Source organism: Streptomyces sp. NPDC031111 (assembly GCF_055570675.1).
In genome coordinates, this window is the sequence record NZ_JBVIGS010000019.1 from 99,977 (window position 1) to 121,274 (window position 21,298).

18 protein-coding genes, 1 tRNA gene and 1 riboswitch are annotated in these 21,298 nt (G+C 70.4%); of the genes, 12 read left to right on the plus strand and 7 right to left on the minus strand.

From position 1 onward, the window contains the following. The first annotated feature begins 51 nt into the window (after positions 1-51). The 8 genes from ACZ470_RS31830 to ACZ470_RS31865 all read left to right on the plus strand — a co-directional run bounded on the left by ACZ470_RS31830 (position 52) and on the right by ACZ470_RS31865 (position 9,461). Positions 52-1,086 (plus strand): transglycosylase family protein, encoded by a 1,035-nt coding sequence (locus ACZ470_RS31830; RefSeq protein WP_468432827.1) that lies wholly within the window; start codon positions 52-54, stop codon positions 1,084-1,086. A 205-nt stretch (positions 1,087-1,291) separates the two neighbouring features. Further along, positions 1,292-1,461: riboswitch (cyclic di-AMP (ydaO/yuaA leader) on the plus strand. A gap of 4 nt (positions 1,462-1,465) precedes the next feature. After that, positions 1,466-2,164, plus strand: a complete 699-nt coding sequence (locus ACZ470_RS31835; protein ID WP_468432829.1) for a transglycosylase family protein — start codon at positions 1,466-1,468, stop codon at positions 2,162-2,164. A gap of 256 nt (positions 2,165-2,420) precedes the next feature. Beyond that, on the plus strand, positions 2,421-3,701 hold the full coding sequence (gene eno, locus ACZ470_RS31840; RefSeq protein WP_217129820.1) for a phosphopyruvate hydratase: 1,281 nt from the start codon (positions 2,421-2,423) through the stop codon (positions 3,699-3,701). A gap of 101 nt (positions 3,702-3,802) precedes the next feature. Further along, on the plus strand, positions 3,803-4,279 hold the full coding sequence (locus ACZ470_RS31845) for an FtsB family cell division protein (RefSeq protein WP_468432831.1): 477 nt from the start codon (positions 3,803-3,805) through the stop codon (positions 4,277-4,279). A 29-nt stretch (positions 4,280-4,308) separates the two neighbouring features. Then, on the plus strand, positions 4,309-4,899 hold the full coding sequence (locus tag ACZ470_RS31850; RefSeq protein ID WP_468432833.1) for a DUF501 domain-containing protein: 591 nt from the start codon (positions 4,309-4,311) through the stop codon (positions 4,897-4,899). Continuing rightward, a complete protein-coding gene (locus tag ACZ470_RS31855) occupies positions 4,896-5,837 on the plus strand; it encodes a Ppx/GppA phosphatase family protein (protein ID WP_468432835.1) in 942 nt (313 codons plus the stop codon). The genes ACZ470_RS31850 and ACZ470_RS31855 overlap by 4 nt, the downstream gene beginning before the upstream one ends. 443 nt (positions 5,838-6,280) lie before the next feature. Then, the gene (locus ACZ470_RS31860) at positions 6,281-7,672 is read left to right on the plus strand and encodes an NAD(P)/FAD-dependent oxidoreductase (protein ID WP_468432837.1); all 1,392 of its coding nucleotides are present in this window, start codon (positions 6,281-6,283) and stop codon (positions 7,670-7,672) included. A 490-nt stretch (positions 7,673-8,162) separates the two neighbouring features. After that, complete coding sequence (locus tag ACZ470_RS31865) at positions 8,163-9,461, plus strand: class I SAM-dependent methyltransferase (protein WP_468432839.1); 1,299 nt, start codon at positions 8,163-8,165, stop codon at positions 9,459-9,461. Between the two features lie 63 nt (positions 9,462-9,524). Here the strand turns inward: ACZ470_RS31865 and ACZ470_RS31870 are convergent, their stop codons facing one another. Continuing rightward, positions 9,525-12,053, minus strand: coding sequence for an ABC transporter permease (locus tag ACZ470_RS31870; RefSeq protein WP_468432841.1), 2,529 nt, complete (start codon positions 12,051-12,053; stop codon positions 9,525-9,527). Between the two features lie 62 nt (positions 12,054-12,115). Then, positions 12,116-12,886 carry an ABC transporter ATP-binding protein gene (locus ACZ470_RS31875; RefSeq protein WP_468432843.1) on the minus strand — a complete coding sequence of 257 codons (771 nt, stop codon included), beginning with the start codon at positions 12,884-12,886 and terminating at the stop codon, positions 12,116-12,118. A gap of 403 nt (positions 12,887-13,289) precedes the next feature. Here ACZ470_RS31875 and ACZ470_RS31880 point away from each other — a divergent pair. Together ACZ470_RS31880 and ACZ470_RS31885 are read left to right on the plus strand one after the other, a co-directional pair. Next, positions 13,290-13,376: transfer RNA gene (locus ACZ470_RS31880), tRNA-Leu, on the plus strand. A 304-nt stretch (positions 13,377-13,680) separates the two neighbouring features. Continuing rightward, entirely contained in the window at positions 13,681-14,577 is an 897-nt protein-coding gene (locus ACZ470_RS31885) for a Bax inhibitor-1/YccA family protein (protein ID WP_468432845.1), read from the plus strand. Between the two features lie 82 nt (positions 14,578-14,659). Here the strand turns inward: ACZ470_RS31885 and ACZ470_RS31890 are convergent, their stop codons facing one another. Beyond that, the gene (locus tag ACZ470_RS31890) at positions 14,660-14,890 is read right to left on the minus strand and encodes a DUF4287 domain-containing protein (protein ID WP_184765993.1); all 231 of its coding nucleotides are present in this window, start codon (positions 14,888-14,890) and stop codon (positions 14,660-14,662) included. Positions 14,891-14,992: 102 nt separating this feature from the next. On the opposite strand from ACZ470_RS31890, the gene ACZ470_RS31895 reads away from it, so the two are divergent. Continuing rightward, a complete protein-coding gene (locus ACZ470_RS31895) occupies positions 14,993-15,304 on the plus strand; it encodes a hypothetical protein (protein WP_468432846.1) in 312 nt (103 codons plus the stop codon). A gap of 19 nt (positions 15,305-15,323) precedes the next feature. On the opposite strand, the gene ACZ470_RS31900 is transcribed toward ACZ470_RS31895, so the two are convergent. The 3 genes from ACZ470_RS31900 to ACZ470_RS31910 all read right to left on the minus strand — a co-directional run bounded on the left by ACZ470_RS31900 (position 15,324) and on the right by ACZ470_RS31910 (position 18,927). Beyond that, complete coding sequence (locus ACZ470_RS31900; protein WP_468432848.1) at positions 15,324-16,103, minus strand: hypothetical protein; 780 nt, start codon at positions 16,101-16,103, stop codon at positions 15,324-15,326. Positions 16,104-16,387: 284 nt separating this feature from the next. Beyond that, positions 16,388-17,608 (minus strand): acetyl-CoA C-acetyltransferase, encoded by a 1,221-nt coding sequence (locus ACZ470_RS31905; RefSeq protein ID WP_468432850.1) that lies wholly within the window; start codon positions 17,606-17,608, stop codon positions 16,388-16,390. Between the two features lie 293 nt (positions 17,609-17,901). Beyond that, the gene (locus ACZ470_RS31910; protein WP_468432852.1) at positions 17,902-18,927 is read right to left on the minus strand and encodes an SGNH/GDSL hydrolase family protein; all 1,026 of its coding nucleotides are present in this window, start codon (positions 18,925-18,927) and stop codon (positions 17,902-17,904) included. Positions 18,928-19,090: 163 nt separating this feature from the next. Here ACZ470_RS31910 and ACZ470_RS31915 point away from each other — a divergent pair, with 163 nt between their 5' ends. Further along, a complete protein-coding gene (locus ACZ470_RS31915) occupies positions 19,091-20,479 on the plus strand; it encodes a cystathionine beta-synthase (RefSeq protein WP_468432854.1) in 1,389 nt (462 codons plus the stop codon). Positions 20,480-20,843: 364 nt separating this feature from the next. Here the strand turns inward: ACZ470_RS31915 and ACZ470_RS31920 are convergent, their stop codons facing one another. Continuing rightward, positions 20,844-21,266 carry a hypothetical protein gene (locus ACZ470_RS31920; RefSeq protein ID WP_468432978.1) on the minus strand — a complete coding sequence of 141 codons (423 nt, stop codon included), beginning with the start codon at positions 21,264-21,266 and terminating at the stop codon, positions 20,844-20,846. Between the last annotated feature and the right edge of the window lie 32 nt (positions 21,267-21,298).

A 21,298-nucleotide genomic window follows, 5' to 3' on the forward strand; every position in this document is an offset into this window, starting at 1 on the left:
TCGGTATCCCTTCGCCGCGCCGGTCATTGCTGTCTCGCGAAAGGTCTCCGCATGCTCTCCGGGAACGGTCGGCACCGTCGCCCCCGCCAGGCTCCGGCTCTCCTCGTCGCGGCCGGAGTGACCGGCTCCGCCATCGCGATCCCGCTCCTCGGGGCGGGCAGCGCCAGCGCGGCCGACGGCTCGACCTGGGACCGCGTCGCCGAGTGCGAGAGCGGCGGCTCCTGGAGCCAGAACACCGGCAACGGCTACTACGGCGGCCTTCAGTTGACCCAGGACGACTGGGAGAACTACGGCGGCCTGGACTACGCGCCCAGCGCCGACCAGGCCAGCCGGGGCCAGCAGATAGCCGTGGCCGAGAGGGTCCTCGCCGACCGGGGGGTCGGCGCGTGGCGGGCCTGCGGACTGCTCGCGGGCCTGAACCAGGACTCGGCGTCGGCGGACATCGACACGGGCGTGTCGGAGGACCCGACGTCGGACCCGTCCGGCTCCTCGGACGACTCCTCCGACTCCTCGGATTCATCCGATTCCTCGGACTCGTCCGGATCGTCCCACTCCGGTGAATCGTCCGCTTCCTCCTCTCCGTCGGCCACCGCCGACCCGTCGTCCGATGGTGAGGATTCGGCCGATGAATCGGCTGAGTCGGACAAATCCACCGAGTCGGGCGGCGATTCGGACACCGGCTCGGACGACGGATCCAGCGCCTCCCCCTCCGCCTCGGCCACCCCGAAGAGTGACGAGTCGGACAAGTCCGGGCAGAGTGAAGGTTCTTCGGCGGTCACCGAGGGGCAGAACAGCGGCAATGGCCGCCACCGCGGCGCCAGTGCCGAGGAGGGCGCGGGTGCGGACCGCACGCCCGGTTCGTCCGGCCGGCATGCCTCGCGCGGAACCGACGCATCCCGCGACGCCGCCGACGGTTCGTACACCGTGCGCACCGGCGACAGTCTGTCGTCCATCGCCGACTCCCTTGAGCTCGACGGCGGATGGCGGTCGCTCTACGCCGAGAACGAGCAGGTCGTCGGCGCCGACCCGGACCTCATCCTGCCCGGCCAGGAGCTCGAGGTCGGGGTCGAACCGGGCGAAAGGTGACACCCGAAAGGGCATGGACGCGGCGGTAGTTGGCGTCATGGTTCGCGGTGAATGTCCGGTTTAAAGGCTGTGAGAGATAGGTCTCAGAAGCCCTGATCGTCTTTGAAATTCCGCGGATCGCGTGTCTACGGTCGTGACCGCTCGCCACCGCGGGCCCCGGCTGCCGCCACGCCGAATCCTGCCAGTGGCAGCACGGGAACAGTCGTCGCGTCATGCGCCGTAGGCAGGAGCGGGGGACCCAAGGTAAGCGCCGTGTCCGGGCAGTTGACGCCGGATCCGGCTTGGGGTGAAGCCGCGTCCCGGGAGGGACGTGGCCGGGCAACTCAACCGGCCCGAACCCGACAGCTCACCTCGCAGGCGTCGGTGAGGGGATCCATCCATGCTGTTTTCCGGCAAGGGCAAGCACCGTCGTCCGTCCAAGGCCACCCGCGCGATCGCCGTCGCCGGTGTCGCCTCCGCCGCCGTCGCCGCCCCGCTGATGGCGGCCGGCAACGCCTCCGCCGCCACCGCCTCCGAGTGGGACGCCGTCGCCCAGTGCGAGTCCGGCGGCAACTGGTCCATCAACACCGGCAACGGCTACTACGGCGGTCTGCAGTTCTCCGCCTCCACCTGGGCCGGCTACGGCGGCACCCAGTACGCCGCCACCGCCGACCAGGCCACCAAGGCCCAGCAGATCGAGATCGCCGAGAAGGTCCTCGCGGGCCAGGGCAAGGGCGCCTGGCCGGTCTGCGGCAAGGGCCTGTCCAACGCCGCCTACACCGGCTCCGCCTCGGACGACTCGGGCTCCTCGCAGAGCACCGGCTCCACCGAGACCCGTGAGGCCGAGCAGAAGGCGTCCCGCTCCGCCGAGCGCCCGGCCGCCGAGCCGAAGGCCGAGAAGAAGACCGTCACCACCCCGACCGGCAAGAAGGTCGCGAAGGGCGACGGCGAGTACAAGGTCGTCAAGGGCGACACCCTCAGCTCCATCGCCGCCGAGCACGACGTCGAGGGCGGCTGGGCCAAGCTGTTCGAGCTGAACGACGACATCGTCGACGACGCCGACCTCATCTACCCGGGCCAGCAGCTGCACCTGAAGTAAGCAGCAGCGGCCTCCCCGCTCCCCGCCCCGGTGCGTTTTCCCCCGTACGCACCGGGGCGGGGTTTTCACGTCATGACCGGCACCGGTTCCGTCCTGTTTCCGGGAAACGTCTTTGTTCCGTTCGGAAACAATTTACTCTCGGTTCTGTCCACGGGACGGTCGACCGCTGGCCGATCGCCCGGAGCCGGTTAGGCTCGGTCTCGCAAGACCCCCCGGGGTCCTGCTCACCCGCGTCACATCCAAGAAGGAGATGCTCGTGCCGTCCATCGACGTCGTCGTAGCCCGGGAAATCCTGGACTCCCGAGGCAACCCCACGGTCGAGGTCGAGGTCGGCCTCGACGACGGCAGCACGGGTCGTGCCGCCGTCCCGTCCGGCGCCTCCACCGGCGCCTTCGAGGCCATCGAACTCCGTGACGGCGATGCCAACCGTTACCTGGGCAAGGGCGTCGAGAAGGCCGTACTGGCCGTCATCGAGCAGATCGGCCCGGAGCTCGTCGGCTACGACGCCACCGAGCAGCGCCTGATCGACCAGGCGATGTTCGACCTGGACGCCACCGACAACAAGGGCTCACTCGGCGCCAACGCCATCCTCGGCGTCTCGCTCGCCGTCGCCCACGCCGCCTCCGAGGCCAGCGACCTGCCGCTCTTCCGCTACCTGGGCGGCCCCAACGCGCACCTGCTCCCGGTGCCGATGATGAACATCCTGAACGGCGGCTCGCACGCCGACTCCAACGTGGACATCCAGGAGTTCATGATCGCCCCGATCGGCGCGGAGTCCTTCTCCGAGGCCCTGCGCTGGGGTGCCGAGGTCTACCACACGCTGAAGAAGGTCCTGAAGAGCAAGGGCCTGGCCACCGGCCTCGGCGACGAGGGTGGCTTCGCCCCGAACCTCGGCTCCAACCGTGAGGCCCTCGACCTCATCCTCGAGGCCATCAAGGAGGCCGGCTACACCCCCGGCGAGCAGATCGCCCTCGCCCTCGACGTCGCCGCGTCCGAGTTCTACAAGGACGGCTCCTACACCTTCGAGGGCAAGGAGCGCTCCGCCGCCGAGATGACCGAGTACTACGCCGAGCTCGTCGACGCGTACCCGCTCGTCTCCATCGAGGACCCGCTGTTCGAGGACGACTGGGAGGGCTGGAAGACCATCACCGCCAAGCTCGGTGACAAGGTCCAGCTCGTCGGCGACGACCTGTTCGTCACCAACCCGGAGCGCCTGGCCCGCGGCATCGAGGAGGGCGCCGCCAACGCCCTGCTGGTCAAGGTCAACCAGATCGGCTCGCTGACCGAGACCCTGGACGCCGTCGAGCTCGCCCAGCGCAACGGCTTCAAGTGCATGATGTCCCACCGCTCCGGCGAGACCGAGGACGTCACCATCGCCGACCTGGCCGTCGCCACCAACTGCGGCCAGATCAAGACGGGCGCCCCGGCCCGCTCCGAGCGCGTCGCCAAGTACAACCAGCTGCTGCGCATCGAGGAGATCCTCGACGACGCCGCGGTGTACGCCGGCCGCTCGGCCTTCCCCCGCTTCAAGGGCTGAGCACCACTCCTGTAGGAAGCGTCGTACGTACGTCCCCGTACCCGGTCCCGTACCGTGTGCGGGGACGTACGCACGTATGACGGTGAACGAGAGGCGGAGCCATGGCGGTGAAGGACCGGGACCGTTTCTCCACCGCGACCAGGATCCGGCTGATCGGTGAGCAGACCGCCGCCCGGGTCTACCGCTCGCAGACCAAGCGCCAGGCCCGCCGCTCCCGGCTGACCGGCCGGGCGGCGCTGCTCGCCCTGGTGGTCTGCTCCCTGATCGTGGCCCTCGCCTACCCCATGCGGCAGTACGTCTCCCAGCGCGCGGAGATCGCCGACCTCCAGCAGGAGCAGGACGAGACCCGCCAGCGGGTCGAACGGCTGCGCGACATGAAGGCGCGCTGGCAGGACGACGCGTACGCCGAGCAGGAGATCCGCCGACGGCTGCACTACGTCATGCCCGGCGAGACCGGCTACATCGTCATCGACCCGGGTACGGCCCAGAAGTCCCGCACCGATCTCGAGGCCGCCGACCGCCCCTGGTACTCGAACGTCTGGGACGGCGTCGACAAGGCCGACGCCGCCGACCAGTGACCCTTTGCAGAAAGCCGTAGAAAGACACTATGGACACGCCCGCCCGTCGCCCGACCACCACCCCCCAAGGACAGCGCTCCGCGCTGACGTTGTTTGATCTGCCCACGACCCCGCGCACCGAGCCCACCGACGCGGACGTCGAGGCCTTCAAGCAGCAGCTCGGGCGGCCCCCGCGCGGTCTGCGCGCCATCGCGCACCGCTGCCCCTGCGGGCAGCCGGACGTCGTGGAGACCGCGCCGAGGCTGCCCGACGGCACGCCCTTCCCCACGCTCTACTACCTCACCTGCCCGAAGGCGAACTCCGCGATCGGGACGCTGGAGGCGAACGGCGTGATGAAGGAGATGACGGAGCGGCTGGCCACCGACCCGGAGCTGGCGGCCGCGTACCGCGCGGCGCACGAGGACTACATCCGGCGCCGCGACGAGATCGAGGAGCTGAAGAACTTCCCCAGCGCGGGCGGCATGCCCGACCGGGTGAAGTGCCTGCACGTGCTGGTCGCCCACTCGCTCGCCGCCGGCCCCGGGGTCAACCCGCTGGGCGACGAGGCGCTGGCGATGCTGCCGGAGTGGTGGCGCAAGGGCGCGTGCGTGACGCTGCCCGCGAAGGAGGACGGCAAGTGACCCGGGTCGCCGCCATCGACTGCGGTACGAACTCCATCCGGCTGCTGGTGGCCGACGCCGACCCCCGGACCGGTGAACTCGCCGATCTGGACCGGCGGATGACGATCGTCCGGCTCGGCCAGGGCGTCGACCGCACCGGCCGGCTGGCGCCGGAGGCGCTGGAGCGGACGTTCGCCGCCTGCCGCGAGTACGCGGAGATCATCAAGGAGCACGGCGCGGAACACCTGCGCTTCGTCGCCACCTCCGCCTCCCGCGACGCCGAGAACCGCGACGAGTTCGTGCGCGGCGTGCTGGACATCCTGGGCGTGGAGCCCGAGGTCATCACCGGCGACCAGGAGGCCGAGTTCTCCTTCACCGGGGCCACCAAGGAGCTGACCGGACGGACCGACCTGCACCGTCCGTTCCTGGTCGTGGACATCGGCGGCGGCTCGACCGAGTTCGTCGTGGGCGACGACCACGTACGCGCCGCCCGTTCCGTGGACGTCGGCTGCGTACGGATGACCGAGCGGCACCTGGTGCGGGACGGGGCGGTGACGGACCCCCCGACCGAGGAGCAGATCGCCGCCATGCGCGCCGACATCGAGGCGGCCCTCGACCAGGCCGAGGAGACGGTGCCGCTGCGCGAGGCGCACACCCTGGTCGGCCTGGCGGGCTCGGTCACGACCGTGTCGGCGATCGCCCAGGACCTCCCCGAGTACGACTCCGAGGCCATCCACCACTCCCGTGTCTCCCGCGAGCGGGTCCGCGAGATCACCGAGTGGCTGCTGCGCTCCACCCACGCCGAGCGCGCCGCGGTCCCGTCCATGCACCCGGGCCGGGTCGACGTGATCGGGGCCGGTGCCCTGGTGCTGCTGTCGATCATGGAGCGGATCGGCGCGGAGGAGGTCGTGGTGTCGGAGCACGACATCCTCGACGGGATCGCCTGGTCGGTGGCGTAGGTCTCCTTTGCTACTGACGAGTAGCCCTCCGCTGAGCAGTCGGGATAGCGTTTGAGCGACCCCCGGGGGCCCTTTTCGGGCCCCCTGGGGGGACCCCGCCGGGAAAGTTCGTGAAGTTCTTCACAAGGAATTGGCCCCGGAGGAACGAAGAACCGGGTTCGGTTGACCCATTCGGGCCCTCAACACCCCTTTGAACACGTTCAGAAGGTGTCGAAGGGGACCCGGCCGAAGGGTGCCGTGCGGACTCGGCGAACGGCCTCACCTCGGCCCCGGACCTACAGAGAGGCAGCTCACGCGGCATTGACAACGTCCTGTGCGGGGCTCCGGTTCCCGTTTCCCGCTGTGATGTGGATCAAGAAGCGCGGGATGGTAACACAGGCCCTGTCGAAGCTTGTGAAGGGGCGCACGAGGTACCCCCCTGAGGCGGGTGGATACTCGATGGCATGAGCACCACGGAGCGTCCCAGGATCCTCGTAGTAGGCGGTGGGTACGTAGGCCTGTACGCAGCTCGGCGCATCCAGAAGAAGATGCGTTACGGCGAGGCGACCGTCACCGTCGTCGACCCGCGGTCGTACATGACCTACCAGCCCTTCCTCCCCGAAGCCGCCGCCGGCAGCATCTCCCCCCGGCACGTCGTCGTCCCGCTGCGACGCGTGCTCCCCAAGGCGGAGGTCCTCACCGGCCGGGTCACCACCATCGACCAGGACCGCAAGGTCGCCACGATCGCCCCGCTGGTCGGCGAGGCGTACGAGCTGCCCTTCGACTACCTGGTGATCGCGCTGGGCGCGGTCTCCCGCACCTTCCCGATCCCCGGCCTCGCCGAGCAGGGCATCGGCATGAAGGGCATCGAGGAGGCCATCGGCCTGCGCAACCACGTCCTCGAGCAGCTCGACAAGGCCGACTCCACCACGGACGAGGAGATCCGGCGCAAGGCGCTCACCTTCGTCTTCGTGGGCGGCGGCTTCGCCGGCGCGGAGACCATCGGCGAGGTCGAGGACATGGCCCGCGACGCCGCCAAGTACTACAAGAACGTGTCCCGTGAGGACATGCGCTTCGTCCTCGTCGACGCCGCCGACAAGATCCTCCCCGAGGTGGGTCCCAAGCTCGGCAAGTACGGCAAGGAGCACCTCGAGAGCCGCGGCGTCGAGGTCTACCTGTCCACGTCGATGGACTCCTGCGTCGACGGCCACGTGGTGCTGAAGAACGGCCTCGAGGTCGACTCCAACACCATCGTGTGGACGGCCGGCGTCAAGCCGAACCCGGCCCTGGCCCGCTTCGGCCTGCCGCTGGGCCCGCGCGGCCACGTCGACACCGAGCCGACGCTCCAGGTCAAGGGCACCGACTACATCTGGGCCGCGGGTGACAACGCCCAGGTTCCGGACCTCGTGGGCCGCAAGGCCGGCAACGAGAACGCCTGGTGCCCGCCGAACGCCCAGCACGCGCTGCGCCAGGCCAAGGTCCTCGGCGACAACGTGGTCTCCGGTATGCGGGGCTTCCCGCAGAAGGAGTACAGCCACGCCAACAAGGGCGCGGTGGCGGGCCTCGGCCTGCACAAGGGCGTGGCGATGATCGTCATGGGCAAGATGAAGATCAAGCTCAAGGGACGTCTCGCCTGGTACATGCACCGTGGCTACCACGGCATGGCGATGCCGACCTGGAACCGCAAGATCCGCGTCTTCGCCGACTGGACCCTCGGCATGTTCCTCAAGCGCGAGGTCGTGTCGCTGGGTGCGATCGAGTCGCCGCGCGACGAGTTCTACGAGGCGGCGAAGCCGGCGCCGGCTCCTGCTGCTGCCGCGCAGGAGCCGAAGAAGACCGAGGCGAAGGCTTCCTGACCTCCGGTCACTGAATTGCCCGAAGGGGCCGCCCGCCATCCGTGGTGCGGGCGGCCCCTTCGGCGTTGCCGTGGGTCGAAGTCACCCACTGGGGCTCCGCCCCAGACCCCGGGTCTTGCCCACCCGCCCGACTCGGTGGGTTGAAACGCACCCTCTGGGGCTCCGCCCCAGACCCCGGCCTTCGCCCACCCACCACCCGACTCGGGAGCTGAGAGCGTGCCCTGCGGGGTGACCTTTCGAGCCACCGAGTCGGGTGGTGGGTGGGCATAGGCGGGGGTCCAGGGGGCGGAGCCCCCTGGCGGGGTGCGGGTGCGGAGTCCCTGCGGGCGGGTTCGAAGGGGGCGAACCCCTGCGCGCGGGGTTGAAGGGGCGAACCCCTGCCATTCAGCGTTTTGCTCAGAGATGGCGCGCGCCGGGGACTGCCAACCCCGGCCGCAGGTGTTTACGTGGTGACGACATTCCGGGATTCCCCGTCACGGAGGTGTACACCATGCCAGACGCCGCCTCGCGGCTGAAAGGTCACGTCGAACAGCTGATCAACGCCCCGCTCCCCGTCCGCGTCCGCGCCTGGGACGGATCACAGGCCGGCCCCCCGGGCGCCCCGACCCTGGTCGTACGCAACCGCCGAGCCCTGCGCCACCTGCTCTGGAAGCCGGGCGAACTGGGCCTCGCCCGCGCCTGGGTGGCCGGCGACCTCGGCATCGAGGGCGACCTCTACACCGCGCTGGACCTCCTCGCCGGCCTCGTCTGGGAGCGCGGAGAGGACGCCCGCACCCTCACCCAGGCCCTGCGTGCCCCCGACGTCCGCTCCGCCGTCCGCGGACTCGTCGCCCTCTCGGGCCTCCCGCTGCCGCCCGCCCCGCCCCGCGAGGAGGCCCGCCGCCCCCGCCGCGGACTGCACACCAAGCACAGCGACCGGCGCGCCATCAGCCACCACTACGACGTCGGCAACGACTTCTACGAGCTCGTTCTCGGCCCCTCCATGGTGTACTCCTGCGCCTACTGGCCCGCCCCGCCCCCGCGGGGCACCCTCGAACGGGCCCAGTACGACAAGCTGGAGCTGGTCTCCCGCAAGCTCGCCCTCGAGCCCGGTCAGCGCCTCCTCGACGTCGGCTGCGGCTGGGGGTCCATGGCGATCCACGCCGCGCGTGAGCACGACGTGAGCGTCGTCGGCATCACCCTCTCCCAGGAACAGGCCGCCTACGCCCGTAAGCGCATCGCGGACGAGGGACTGACCGACCGGATCGAGATCCGCGTGCAGGACTACCGGGACGTCACCGACGGCCCCTACGACGCCGTCTCCTCCATCGGCATGGCCGAACACGTCGGCTCCGAGCGCTACCTGGAGTACGCCACCGCCCTGCACCGCCTCCTCAGGCCGGGCGGACGGCTGCTGAACCACCAGATCGCCCGCCGCCCGCAGCGCGACGAGTCGTCGTACCAGGTGGACGCGTTCATCGACGCCTACGTCTTCCCCGACGGCGAACTCGCCCCGCTGGGCACCACGGTGTCCCTGCTGGAACGTTCCGGTTTCGAGGTCCGCGACGTCGAGTCGATCCGCGAGCACTACGCGCTCACCCTGCGCCAGTGGGTGCGGAACCTGGAGTCCGACTGGTCCCGGGCGGTGGCGCTCACCACCCCGGGACGGGCCCGCGTCTGGCTGCTGTACATGGCCGCCTCCGCGCTCGCCTTCGAGCACAACCGCATCGGCGTCAACCAGGTCCTCGCCGTCAGAACCCCGGAGTCGGGCACCTCCGGCCTCCCTCTGCGCGCCCGCACCTGGAACTGACCCCCACGGCAACGGGCCCCGCTCCACCATCGGAACGGGGCCCGCGTCCTGCGCCGCGTCGCGCTACTCCGCCTTGATCGCCTGGAGCATGTTCAGCCGGGCCGCCCGCCGGGCCGGCCACAGCGCCGCGAGGACACCCACCACCGCGGCCAGCAGCAGGAAGATCCCCATCCGGGTCCACGGCAGGACCAGTTCGTACGTCGCCATCCTCGTGCCCATCAGTTCACCGGCCGCCCAGCCGAAGAACACGCCCAGACCGATGCCGAGCACCCCGCCGAACAGCGAGATCACCAGGGACTCCAGCCGGACCATCCGCTTGATGCCCTTGCGGTCCAGACCGATCGCCCGCAGCATGCCGATCTCCTGGGAACGCTCGAACACCGACATCGCCAGGGTGTTGATGACGCCGAGGACCGCCACGATCACCGCCATCGCCAGCAGGCCGTAGACCATGTTCAGGATCAGGGTGAACATCGTCGCGATCTCGTTGGAGAGGTCCTGCTTGTCCTGGACCTTGATCGCCGGGTTGGTGCCGAGGGCCTTCTCCAGCGAGTCCTTCGCCGCGTCGGAGGCACCGTCGGCGGTCTTCACCATGACCATCATGTCGGCCGGTTCCGACTCGTGCGGATCGAGGGTGGCGGTGTCGATCATGATGCCGCTCATCATCTCGTTGGCCTCGTAGACGCCGGAGACCGTGAGCTTCTGCTTCTCGCCGTCCTGGTAGGCGACGGTGAACTCCGAGCCGGCCTTCCAGCCGTACGACTTCGCGGTGTCCTCGTCCACCACGACCCGCGCGCCGCCGACCTCGAAGGCGCCCTCCGCGAGCGGGAAGTCGGTCAGCTCGTCGAACGTGGCGCCGTTCACGCCGGTCAGGAACTCGGTCTGCCCGTCGATGCGGGCGTCCGCGTTGCGCATCGGGCTGGTGGCGGTGACGCCACCGGCCTGCTTCAGCTTCTTCTCGACGTCCGGCGACAGCGGGTTGCCGTTCGCCATGGACACCATGTAGTCCGCCTCGATCGCGGAGGCCGCCATCTTGTCGATGGCGTTCTGAAGGCTGCCCGCCATCACCGTCATACCGGTGATCAGGGTGAGCCCGATCATCAGCGCGGACGCGGTCGCGGCGGTACGGCGCGGGTTGCGCACCGAGTTCTGCCGGGCCAGCTTCCCGGAGACCCCGAAGACGCGCAGCACCGGGGCCGCGGCGGCGATCAGCGGGCGGGACAGCAGCGGGGTCAGGACGAAGACACCGATGATCAGCAGCACCGCGCCGAGACCCATGGGGGCCTGGCCGTCCGAGCCGTCCATCGTCGTGGCCGCGAGGACCACGGCGACACCGGCCGCCGAGAACAGCGCGCCGATCGTGTTGCGCAGCACCAGCGACTTGGTGGTCGCCTTGGCGTGCACCGCGCTCATCGCCGCCACCGGCGGGATCTTCGCCGCCCGGCGGCCGGGCAGCCACGCGGCGAGCATGGTGACCAGGATGCCGACCGCGAACGCGGAGCCGATCGTGCCCGGGCTGACCACGAGGGGGCCGTCGGGCATGGGCGCGTCCAGCGTCCCCATCAGGGAGCGCAGCCCCGCGCCGATGCCGACACCGGCGACCAGACCGGCGACGGCGGCGACCGTGCCGACCACGAACGCCTCGATCAGCACCGACCGCGTGACCTGGCGCCGGGAGGCGCCGACCGCGCGCATCAGGGCCAGTTCCTTGGTGCGCTGGGCGACCAGCATGGTGAAGGTGTTGGCGATGATGAACGTACCGACGAACAGCGCGATGCCCGCGAACACCAGCAGGCCCTGCTTCAGACCGCTCATCGAGGAGGCGATCGCCTCCGCCTGGTCGTCGGCGAGCTTCGTGCCCGTCGTGGTCTCCACGACGTCGGCCGGCAGCGCCTTCTTCAGCTGCGCCTCCAGCGCGGTGTCGCTGACCCCGGCCTTCGCCTTGACGTCGATCTCGTCGAAGGTGCCGGCCTTGCCGAACAGCTTCTGCGCGGTCGCCGTGTCGAACAGCGTGAGGCTGCCGCCGGCGGCGACATTGCCGTCGTCGGTGGTGAAGACGCCGGTGATCTCCGGCTCCAGGACGGGACCGTCGACCGACATCCGCACGGTGTCGCCGACCTTGTAACCGGCCCGCTTCGCGGTCTCGGAGTCGATGAGGATCTCGCCCTCACCCTTCGGCGCGTGGCCGCTGACCAGCGGATACCGGGGGTCCTCGGGACCCCAGTAGTTGCCGCCCTGCGACTGGAAGCCGTCGCCGATCAGCTTGCCGTCCTTGTCGGCGATCGCGGTGAAGCCCCCGACGACCCCGATGGCCTGCTCGGCGCCGGGCACCTTCGCGCTGTCGTCGACCAGGGCGCGGGTCAGCTCCCGGTGCTCGCCGACCTTGTCGCCCTCGGCCTCCTCGTACTCGGGGGTGACGGCGACGTCGACGTGGTCGAAGCCCTTGGCGGACTGCTTCTGCAGGGCGTCGGAGAGGCTGTTGGTGAAGACCAGGGTCCCCGACACGAAGGCCACGCCGAGCATCACGGCGAGCACGGTCATCAGGAGCCGGGCCTTGTGCGCGGACACATTGCGCAAGGCGGTACGGAACATGGAAGTCTTCTCGAGTCCAGACGTACGAGGGAGGGGGGCGGGCGGAGGAGCGGGCGCGGGCGTCAGCTGGTGCGGCCCTTGGCGTCGAACTGCTTCATCCGGTCGAGCACGGAGTCGGCCGTCGGCCCGTACACCTCGTCCACGATCCGGCCGTCCGCGAGGAAGACCACCCGGTCCGCGTAGGCGGCGGCCACCGGGTCGTGGGTCACCATGACCACGGTCTGCCCCAGCTCGCGCACGGAGTTGCGCAGGAAGCCCAGCACCTCGGCGCCGGAACGGGAGTCGAGGTTTCCGGTGGGCTCGTCGCCGAAGATGATGTCGGGCCGGGAGGCCAGCGCCCGCGCCACGGCGACGCGCTGCTGCTGGCCGCCGGACAGCTGCGAGGGCCGGTGGCTCAGCCGGTCCGAGAGCCCCACCATCCGGATCACGGTGTCCAGCCACTGCTTGTCCGGCTTGCGGCCCGCGATGTCCATCGGGAGCGTGATGTTCTCCAGCGCGGACAGCGTCGGGAGCAGGTTGAACGCCTGGAAGATGAAGCCGATCTTGTCCCGGCGCAGCTTGGTGAGCTGCTTGTCCTTCAGCGAGCCCAGCTCGGTCTCGCCGATGCGCACGGAACCGGAGGAGAAGGTGTCGAGGCCGGCCACGCAGTGCATCAGCGTGGACTTGCCGGACCCGGACGGGCCCATGATCGCGGTGAACTCGGCCTGCTGGAAGGCGACGGAGACCCGGTCCAGGGCGACCACCTGGGTCTCGCCCTGGCCGTAGATCTTCGAGAGCTCCGTGGCGCGCGCGGCCACGGCGGTGGTCCGGTCGGCGAGGGATGCGGTGGTCACGGGATGGCACTCCTGTCGGGACGACGTGTTCTCGGGAACGGTCTTGCGGGACGTCGACCATCGTTCCGCCGGTTCGCCGCCGTGTAGTCAGCCGCTGCTCCGGTTCCGGGGGGCGACTCGGGAGGGACCACCGGGCGCGGCGTCATACCTCAGGATGACGGCGGACCCTGACCCCGGGGCGCGCGGGAACAGGTGGAGCGCCCTTGTCCGGGCGGTGAAATTCCGTCATTCCGCATGCGCGGCGGAGCATCGCACGCAAGGCTGTTGGCACGTGCTGACGGCGAGTTCCGAGTGCTGATGCTCCCTCAGGCGCCAATAAAATAAGACAAGATCGGCCCATCCCGCCGATGTCTGAGGGAGGGTCACCGATAGGCTCGGAACCGCGAAGCGGAGCCCATGGCCTGCCCGGATGGTGGAATGCAGACACGGCGAGCTTAAACCTCGCTGCCCCTGAGCGGGCGTGCCGGTTCAAGTCCGGCTCCGGGCACCACCACGCTTCCTCTCCCTCCTCGGCGACGGCACTCCGCCGCCCCCTCCCTCTCGCCCCTCCTTCCCTCCCGCTCCCGCGCACGCGACCGAGTGACCCGTCCGGGTGAACGGAGGATCTCCGGCCGGTTCCGGGCCGGTACCGGGTCGGTCATGGTTCGGGTCCCCGCGGTGAGGGGAATCACGAAGCCGCGTAGCGTGTTGCGCAGCACAACGAGGGAAAGATCCTCCCCAAGCATTAGGGTCAATCCTTTGCCTACCTATTACTCTTGAGCCAAGGCCGCACTGTGCGGCCATGGAGGAGTGAAATGAGGAGCAGAAACCCGGTCTTCTCGCGACGGGGGTTCAGCCGCGACAACGGCTACGCGGGCTTCAACACCGCGCCGCAGGCCGGGGGTCCCGCTGTCGCCACGCAGGCCAACCCGTACGCGCAGCCGACGACGGGCAATCCGTACGCCCAGAACCCCTACGCGCAGCAGGACCTGCAGTACGGCGCACCGCCGCAGGCGCCGGTCACCACCGACCGGATGACCATCGACGATGTCGTCATGCGCACGGCGAGCACGCTCGGTGTGCTCATCGTCACCGCCGCGCTCTCCTGGGCCCTGCTGCCGGTCGACGACGCCAACATCAGCCGGTCCTACGGCATCGGCATCGGCGCCGCGCTGATCGGCATGGTTCTGGCGCTCGTCCAGTCCTTCAAGCGCAAGGCCTCGCCGGCGCTGATCCTGACGTACGCCGCGTTCGAGGGCGTCTTCCTCGGCGTGATCTCCAGCATCGTCGACAACCGCATCGCCGACGGTGCGGCCATGCAGGCGGTGATCGGCACCATGGCGGTCTTCGCCGGTGTGCTGGTCGCCTACAAGGCGGGCTGGATCCGCGTCAACCGCCGCTTCTACGGCTTCGTGATGGCGGCCGCGCTCGGCTTCATCCTGCTGATGGCCGTGAACCTGCTGTTCGCGGTGTTCGGCGGCGGTGACGGCCTCGGCTTCCGCAGCGGCGCGCTCGGCGTCGTCTTCGGCGTCATCGGCATCATCCTCGGTGCCTGCTTCCTCGCCCTGGACTTCAAGCAGGTCGAGGACGGCATCGCCTACGGTGCCCCGCGCGAGGAGGCCTGGCTCGCCGCCTTCGGCCTCACGCTGACGCTGGTGTGGATCTACCTGGAGTTCCTGCGGCTCATCTCGATCCTCAACAGCAACGACTAGCGGACCGGCGGCACACAGCCGCGGCACCGCAGCCGTACGACAAGGGCCCCGGGTTCGTCCCGGGGCCCTTTTGTCCTGCGCGCTAGAGCAGTTTGCGCGCGGCCCTCCTCAGGTCGTACTCGTGGACGATCGCCTTGGCGTGGCCGTACGCCAGGTCGTATTCGTGGCGGAGCCAGCTGACCTTCTCCTCGAAGCGGAAGAGCGCCGGGCCTTCTTCGACGGTGCGCAGCCAGTCGGAGATCTCACGACCGGTGCAGTGGGGAATGCGGGCGAGCATGTTGCGATGGGTCTCTGCGGAGAAGACTTGGGACATCGGCGCCTCCGGACGCATGGGATGTAAGCCGGTCCTTCAGGTCACCGTGCCTGAGCGTTCGCCCGTTGGCAACAGTCCTGCCGCGCCGCGTACGCTCGCCGCGTGGTTGATACGACGCCCTTCACCCGTGCCGTGGATCATTTCGCCGACCGTCTGCGGGCCGCCCCGCAGAGCCGGCTCCAGCGGGGCGGGGCCGCCGAGGCGCTCGCGCTGGCCAGGGAATTGGCGCGGCGCACCCAGCTCGTCGAGGAGCCGGGCACCGAGCCCCGGGAGATGCCCGACGCGGGCATGTTCGCCGCCGCGGACCAGATCACCGTCGCCGGCCGCGACCTGGCGCTCGTACTGAAGAACGAGGACGAGGTCGAGGAGGCCGTACGGCTCGTGGAGGAGGCACGCGGACGCGCCGGGGTGTAGGGGTGTCCGCAGCCGGGCGTCAGAGGGACGCGATGACGCGGTCCGCCAGGATGTAGACGTTCTCCTCGCCGCAGGAGAAGGTCAGCGTGTACGCCCCCGAGATGCCGGAGCCGCCCAGCAGGAACGGGGTCTCGCCCGCGCGCAGGGCCCCGGCCAGGCGCTCCGCGGTCTCGCGGTGGCCCGGCGTCATGCACAGCGTCGTACCGTCGGCGAAGACGTAGACGTCCAGCGTGCCCAGCGGTCCCGGGCGGACGTCGGTCAGCTCGGTCCGGGCGGCGGCCAGCTCCTCCAGGGTGGTCACCGTGCGCTCGTGGTCGTTCACGACCGGCGAGGGGTTGGGGACGAAGTCCGGGTGCGAGGGGTGACGGCGGCGGGCCGCGGCCAGCTCGGGGGAGTCCCCGGAGTACTCCTCGGCGTCGGCGCCGGGCTCGGTCACCGGCTCCAGGCCCACGAAATCGGCCTGCCGGGGCAGGAACAGCTCGCTGTCGGCCAGGCCCAGCAGGGAGGGCGCGTCGGAGGCGTCACGCGCCTCCTGGGCGGCCCAGAAGGCACGGGCCTCGGCGAGTTCGCGCTCCCGCTCCTCGGCGAGCGCGTCCGCCACGGCGGCGCGTATCTCGTCGGTGCCGGCCGCGCGGGCGGAGGGGACGTGCGCGCGGGTGGCGGCGGCGCGGTTCTCGGCCAGCTCGGTGTGCAGGGCCGCGACCTGGCGGCGCAGCACCATGATGCTGCGCAGGACGGCGACGCCCACGGCGCCGGTGGCTGCCGTGGTGATCAGCAGGGCGATCGGCATGGCGCTCACTGACGTACTCCCGGTTCAAAGTCGACCCCCGACTTCCTACATCAGCTTGAAGGGCGGACTAACCATCTGTCAGTGCGTAACGTCACGAAACGGACAGGTCTTTGGTGGAGTGCCCGAAAGGGGTCCGGTCCTGACCTGCGCGAATCCCGCCGGCGAGGGAGATAGGTCACATCCTGGGGGAGATTGGATCACGAAACGGCCCGGCCCCCCGGAGTTTCCGGGGGGCCGGGCCACGGCCTCACCGACCGTACCGCGACGGCTACGGTGTGCCCGCGGTACGGGGTTCAGCTCAGGCGCTCGATGACCATCGCCATGCCCTGGCCGCCGCCGACGCACATGGTCTCCAGGCCGAACTGCTTGTCGTGGAACTGGAGGGAGTTGATGAGCGTGCCGGTGATGCGGGCGCCGGTCATGCCGAAGGGGTGGCCGACGGCGATGGCGCCGCCGTTGACGTTCAGCTTCTCCAGCGGGATGCCGAGGTCGCGGTAGGAGGGGATCACCTGGGCGGCGAACGCCTCGTTGATCTCGACCAGGTCGATGTCGTCGATGGTCAGGCCGGCGCGGGACAGGGCCTGCTTGCTGGCCTCGACCGGGCCGAGGCCCATGATCTCGGGGGAGAGGCCGGAGACACCGGTGGAGACGATCCGGGCCAGCGGGGTGAGGCCGAGCTCGCGGGCCTTGGTGTCGCTCATGATGACGAGCGCGGCGGCGCCGTCGTTGAGCGGGCAGCAGTTGCCGGCGGTGACCAGGCCGTCGGGGCGGAAGACCGGCTTCAGGCCGGCCACGCCCTCCATGGTGACGCCGGCGCGGGGGCCGTCGTCCTTGGAGACCACCGTGCCGTCGGGGAGCGTCACCGGGGTGATCTCGCGCTCCCAGAAGCCGTTCTTGATCGCCTCCTCGGCGAGGTTCTGCGAGCGGACGCCGAACTCGTCCATGTCCTGGCGGGTGATGCCCTTGAGGCGGGCCAGGTTCTCGGCGGTCTGGCCCATCGCGATATACGGGTCGGGGACGAGGCCGTCCTCGCGCGGGTCGTGCCAGGTGGAGCCCTCCGACTCGGCGACGGCGGCGGTACGGGCCTCGGCCTCGGCGAACAGCGGGTTGCGGGTGTCCGGGAGGCTGTCGGAGTTGCCCTTGGCGAAGCGGGAGACCGTCTCGACGCCGGCCGAGATGAAGACGTCGCCCTCGCCGGCCTTGATGGCGTGCAGGGCCATGCGGCTGGTCTGGAGGGACGAGGAGCAGTACCGCGTGATCGTGCAGCCGGGGAGGTGGTCCATCCCCATCTGCACGGCGACGATGCGGCCGAGGTTGTTGCCCTGCTCGCCGCCGGGGAGGCCGCAGCCGAGCATCAGGTCGTCGATGTCCCTCGGGTCCAGCTCGGGGACCTTGGCGAGGGCGGCCTGGATGATCGTGGCGGTGAGGTCGTCCGGGCGCAGGTCCTTCAGGGAGCCCTTGAAGGCGCGGCCGATGGGGGAGCGGGCGGCTGAGACGATCACGGCTTCGGGCATCGGGGCTCCAGAGGGTAGGGGTGGCGCGTAGCGCCTCATTGAGGGGTGGTGGTCGGGCGACGGGAGGGCATACCGGTTGGTTGGTGCGGGGCTTCTTGGGAAGTTACCCGGACGTATGAGCGGGGTCACGGGTGACGCCATGTGACATGGACCGCAACTGTCTAAGCGCTTGCTTGGCATGAGCGCGGCCGCACCCACCCAGCCGCGCCCCGCCCGCCTCCGCGGCAGCACCGCCGCACTCCGCGGGCAGTCGTGCCGCCCCAGCGGCACGACTGCCCGCAGCTGCGGAGGGGTTACGTCGACTGGGTCGAAGGTTCTGGTTCTGTTTCTGGGAGCCTGCGGCGCCGGCGGCGCTTCAGCAGGGCCCACGGCCCCCGCGGCCCCGTCGGCATCGCCGCGGTCACCTCCGTGCCCGCCTCCGACGCCGCCTCCGCCGCCGCCCGGGCCACCGGCAGGAACCCCTCCCGGCGGGCGGCGTCCGGACGCTCCTCCTCCGCCGGCCACAGCCCCAGCGCCGCACACACCGTCGGCAGCACCGCCATCGCGGCCGTGGCGTACCCCTCCACCGAGGGGTGGTAGCTGTCGGGCCCGAACAGCTCCCGAGGGTGCGCCGCGAACTCCGGCCCCAGCAGGTCCCCCAGCGACACCGTCCGCCCGCCCTGCTCGACCACGCCGATCGTCTGCGCCGCCGCCAGCTGCCGGGAGGCCCGCCGGGCCAGCCAGCGCAGCGGCTGCCGCACCGGCTCGATGGTGCCGAGATCGGGGCACGTGCCGACGACCACCTCCGCACCGGCCGTCCGCAGCCGGCGCACCGCCGAGGACAGATGGCGTACGGAGTGGGCGGGCGGCATGCGATGGGTGACGTCGTTGGCGCCGACCATGATCACGCAGACGTCGGGCACCCGGGACGGATCCGACAGCGCCAGCGTCACCTGCCGGTCCAGATCGTCGGAGCGCGCCCCGGGCAGCGCCACGGTGCTCAGCCCCACCGGACGTTCCGCGATCGCCGCGACCCCCGACGCCAACAGCGCGCCCGGCGTCTGCCCGGCCCGGTGCACACCCTGCCCGGCCGCCGTGGAGTCGCCCAGCATCGTCAGCCGCAGCGCCGGCTCGCCCGGCACCGTGTACGCGGCGCCGTACAGCCCGTCCGCGTTCGGCACGTGAGGCGTCGTGCCGTTGCCCACCCGGCGCCGCGCCAGCTGGGCCTCGGCCAGCAGGAGCCCCACGGTGGCCGCCCCGGCCAGGCCGATGCCCCCACCGCCGTACGCCGCGCCGGCCGCGATCCGCCGGGCCACCCTCGCCCTCGACATGCCCGTCATGCCTCGCCGCCACCTCCTCGAACCCGTACACCCAGTGCTTGCCCCGTACGGACGGTGGTCCAATCCCAACAGGGAGTGAACGACCCCGCCGGGTCCGGGCCCGTGAGGGCCTAGGCTGGCATCACCACTACGACCACCTCTTTTGCAGCATCCGGAGACAACGGTGCAATTTCACGACTCGATGATCAGCCTCGTCGGCAACACCCCGCTGGTGCGGCTCAACAGCGTGACCAAGGGCATCAGGGCGACCGTCCTGGCCAAGGTGGAGTACTTCAACCCGGGCGGCTCCGTGAAGGACCGCATCGCCCTGCGCATGATCGAGGCGGCGGAGCAGAGCGGGGAGCTGAAGCCGGGCGGCACCATCGTCGAGCCGACCAGCGGCAACACCGGGGTCGGACTCGCCATCGTGGCCCAGCAGAAGGGCTACAAGTGCATCTTCGTCTGCCCGGACAAGGTCTCCACGGACAAGATCAACGTATTGCGGGCCTACGGCGCCGAGGTCGTCGTCTGCCCGACCGCGGTGGCGCCCGAGCACCCCGACTCCTACTACAACGTCTCCGACCGGCTGGTGCGCGAGACGCCGGGGGCCTGGAAGCCGGACCAGTACTCCAACCCCAACAACCCGCTCTCCCACTACCACTCCACGGGTCCCGAGCTGTGGGAGCAGACCGAGGGGAAGATCACGCACTTCGTGGCCGGCGTCGGCACCGGCGGCACCATCTCCGGCACCGGGCGCTACCTGAAGGAGGCCAGCGACGGCGGCGTGAAGGTGATCGGCGCCGACCCCGAGGGCTCGGTGTACTCCGGCGGCTCCGGGCGTCCGTACCTGGTCGAGGGTGTCGGCGAGGACTTCTGGCCGACGGCGTACGACCGTGACGTCGCGGACGAGATCGTCGCCGTCTCCGACAAGGACTCCTTCCAGATGACCCGCCGGCTCGCCAAGGAGGAGGGCCTGCTGGTCGGCGGCTCCTGCGGCATGGCGGTCGTGGCGGCGCTGGAGGTGGCCTCGCGGCTCGGCGAGGACGACGTGGTCGTCGTCCTGCTGCCGGACAGCGGACGCGGCTACCTCAGCAAGATCTTCAACGACGAGTGGATGGCCGACTACGGCTTCCTGGAGGACGCCGGCCCCAGCGCCCGCGTCGGCGACGTCCTCGACGACAAGGAGGGCGGCCACATCCCCTCCCTCGTCCACATGCACCCCGACGAGACGATCGGCCAGGCCATCGAGGTGCTGCGCGAGTACGGCGTCTCGCAGATGCCGGTGGTGAAGCCGGGCGCCGGTCACCCGGACGTGATGGCCGCCGAGGTCGTCGGCTCGGTGGTGGAGCGGGAGCTGCTGGACGCGCTGTTCAGCAAGAGCGCCTCGCTCGACGACCCGCTGGAGAAGCACATGTCCGCGCCGCTGCCGCAGGTCGGCTCCGGTGAGCCCGTCGCGGACCTGATGGCCGTGCTGGGCAAGGCGGACGCGGCGATCGTCCTCGTCGAGGGCAAGCCGACCGGCGTGGTCAGCCGCCAGGACCTGCTGTCCTTCCTGGCCAAGACCGGGAAGTGACGGCGTGTTGACGGCGCGTCGGGCGAACCACCGGTGAACCCGTAGTGAACGGCCGGGTGTTGGCGCGTTCGTGATCTTCGTGGACTTCGCGGAAGTGGTACGAGCGTGTCACGTCCGCGCAGCACTCGCTTAACACGGGTCCGGCACATTGGTGGGTGTCGGCAGGGCGGGAGCGGCTCCCCGTTCCGGCCGGCGACCGAACGGCGTCGAAGGACCTCCGGAGCGGCTCCCGGACCTCCATGGACGCCTCGGACGCGCCGTCCGCCTCAACGGGCGCGCGTCCCTCGCGGGGACCGCCGTCGTCCCGCCCCCCGGTCACGGGGGTGCGGCGGTCCCCGCGCAACAGGTCCCCAGGGGTGTTCCCCTAGTCCTCCCAGTCGCTGTCCTGCGACGACTTCCGGCGGCCGAACAAGCCCGGGTTGGTACGGACGGCCTGGACGACGTTGACGCCGACGATGCCCAGCCAGGTGACCACCAGACCGGGCAGATGGCCCACACCCCCGCCGATGGCGGACAGGGGCACCGCCAGGACCAGCGAGACGATCCCGAATCCGAAGCGCTCGCCCCAGGTGTCCGTGACCTTCGGCGACCGGGAGTCCCGCGCCACCGTCATCTGCTGCTCGGCGAGCTGCCGGCGCACCCGGCGCTCCACCGCGCCGTCGATGCGCTGGTCGACCTTCTCCAGGAACGAGTCGACCAGCGCGGACTCGTACTCCTCGCCCAGTTCCCCGCGAGCCCGCAGGGAGGCGTGGAGTTCCTTCTTCAGCTCGGTGTCCCGCGCGTCCATTCCGGTCATGCGTCCCACGCTAGGCAGGTGGG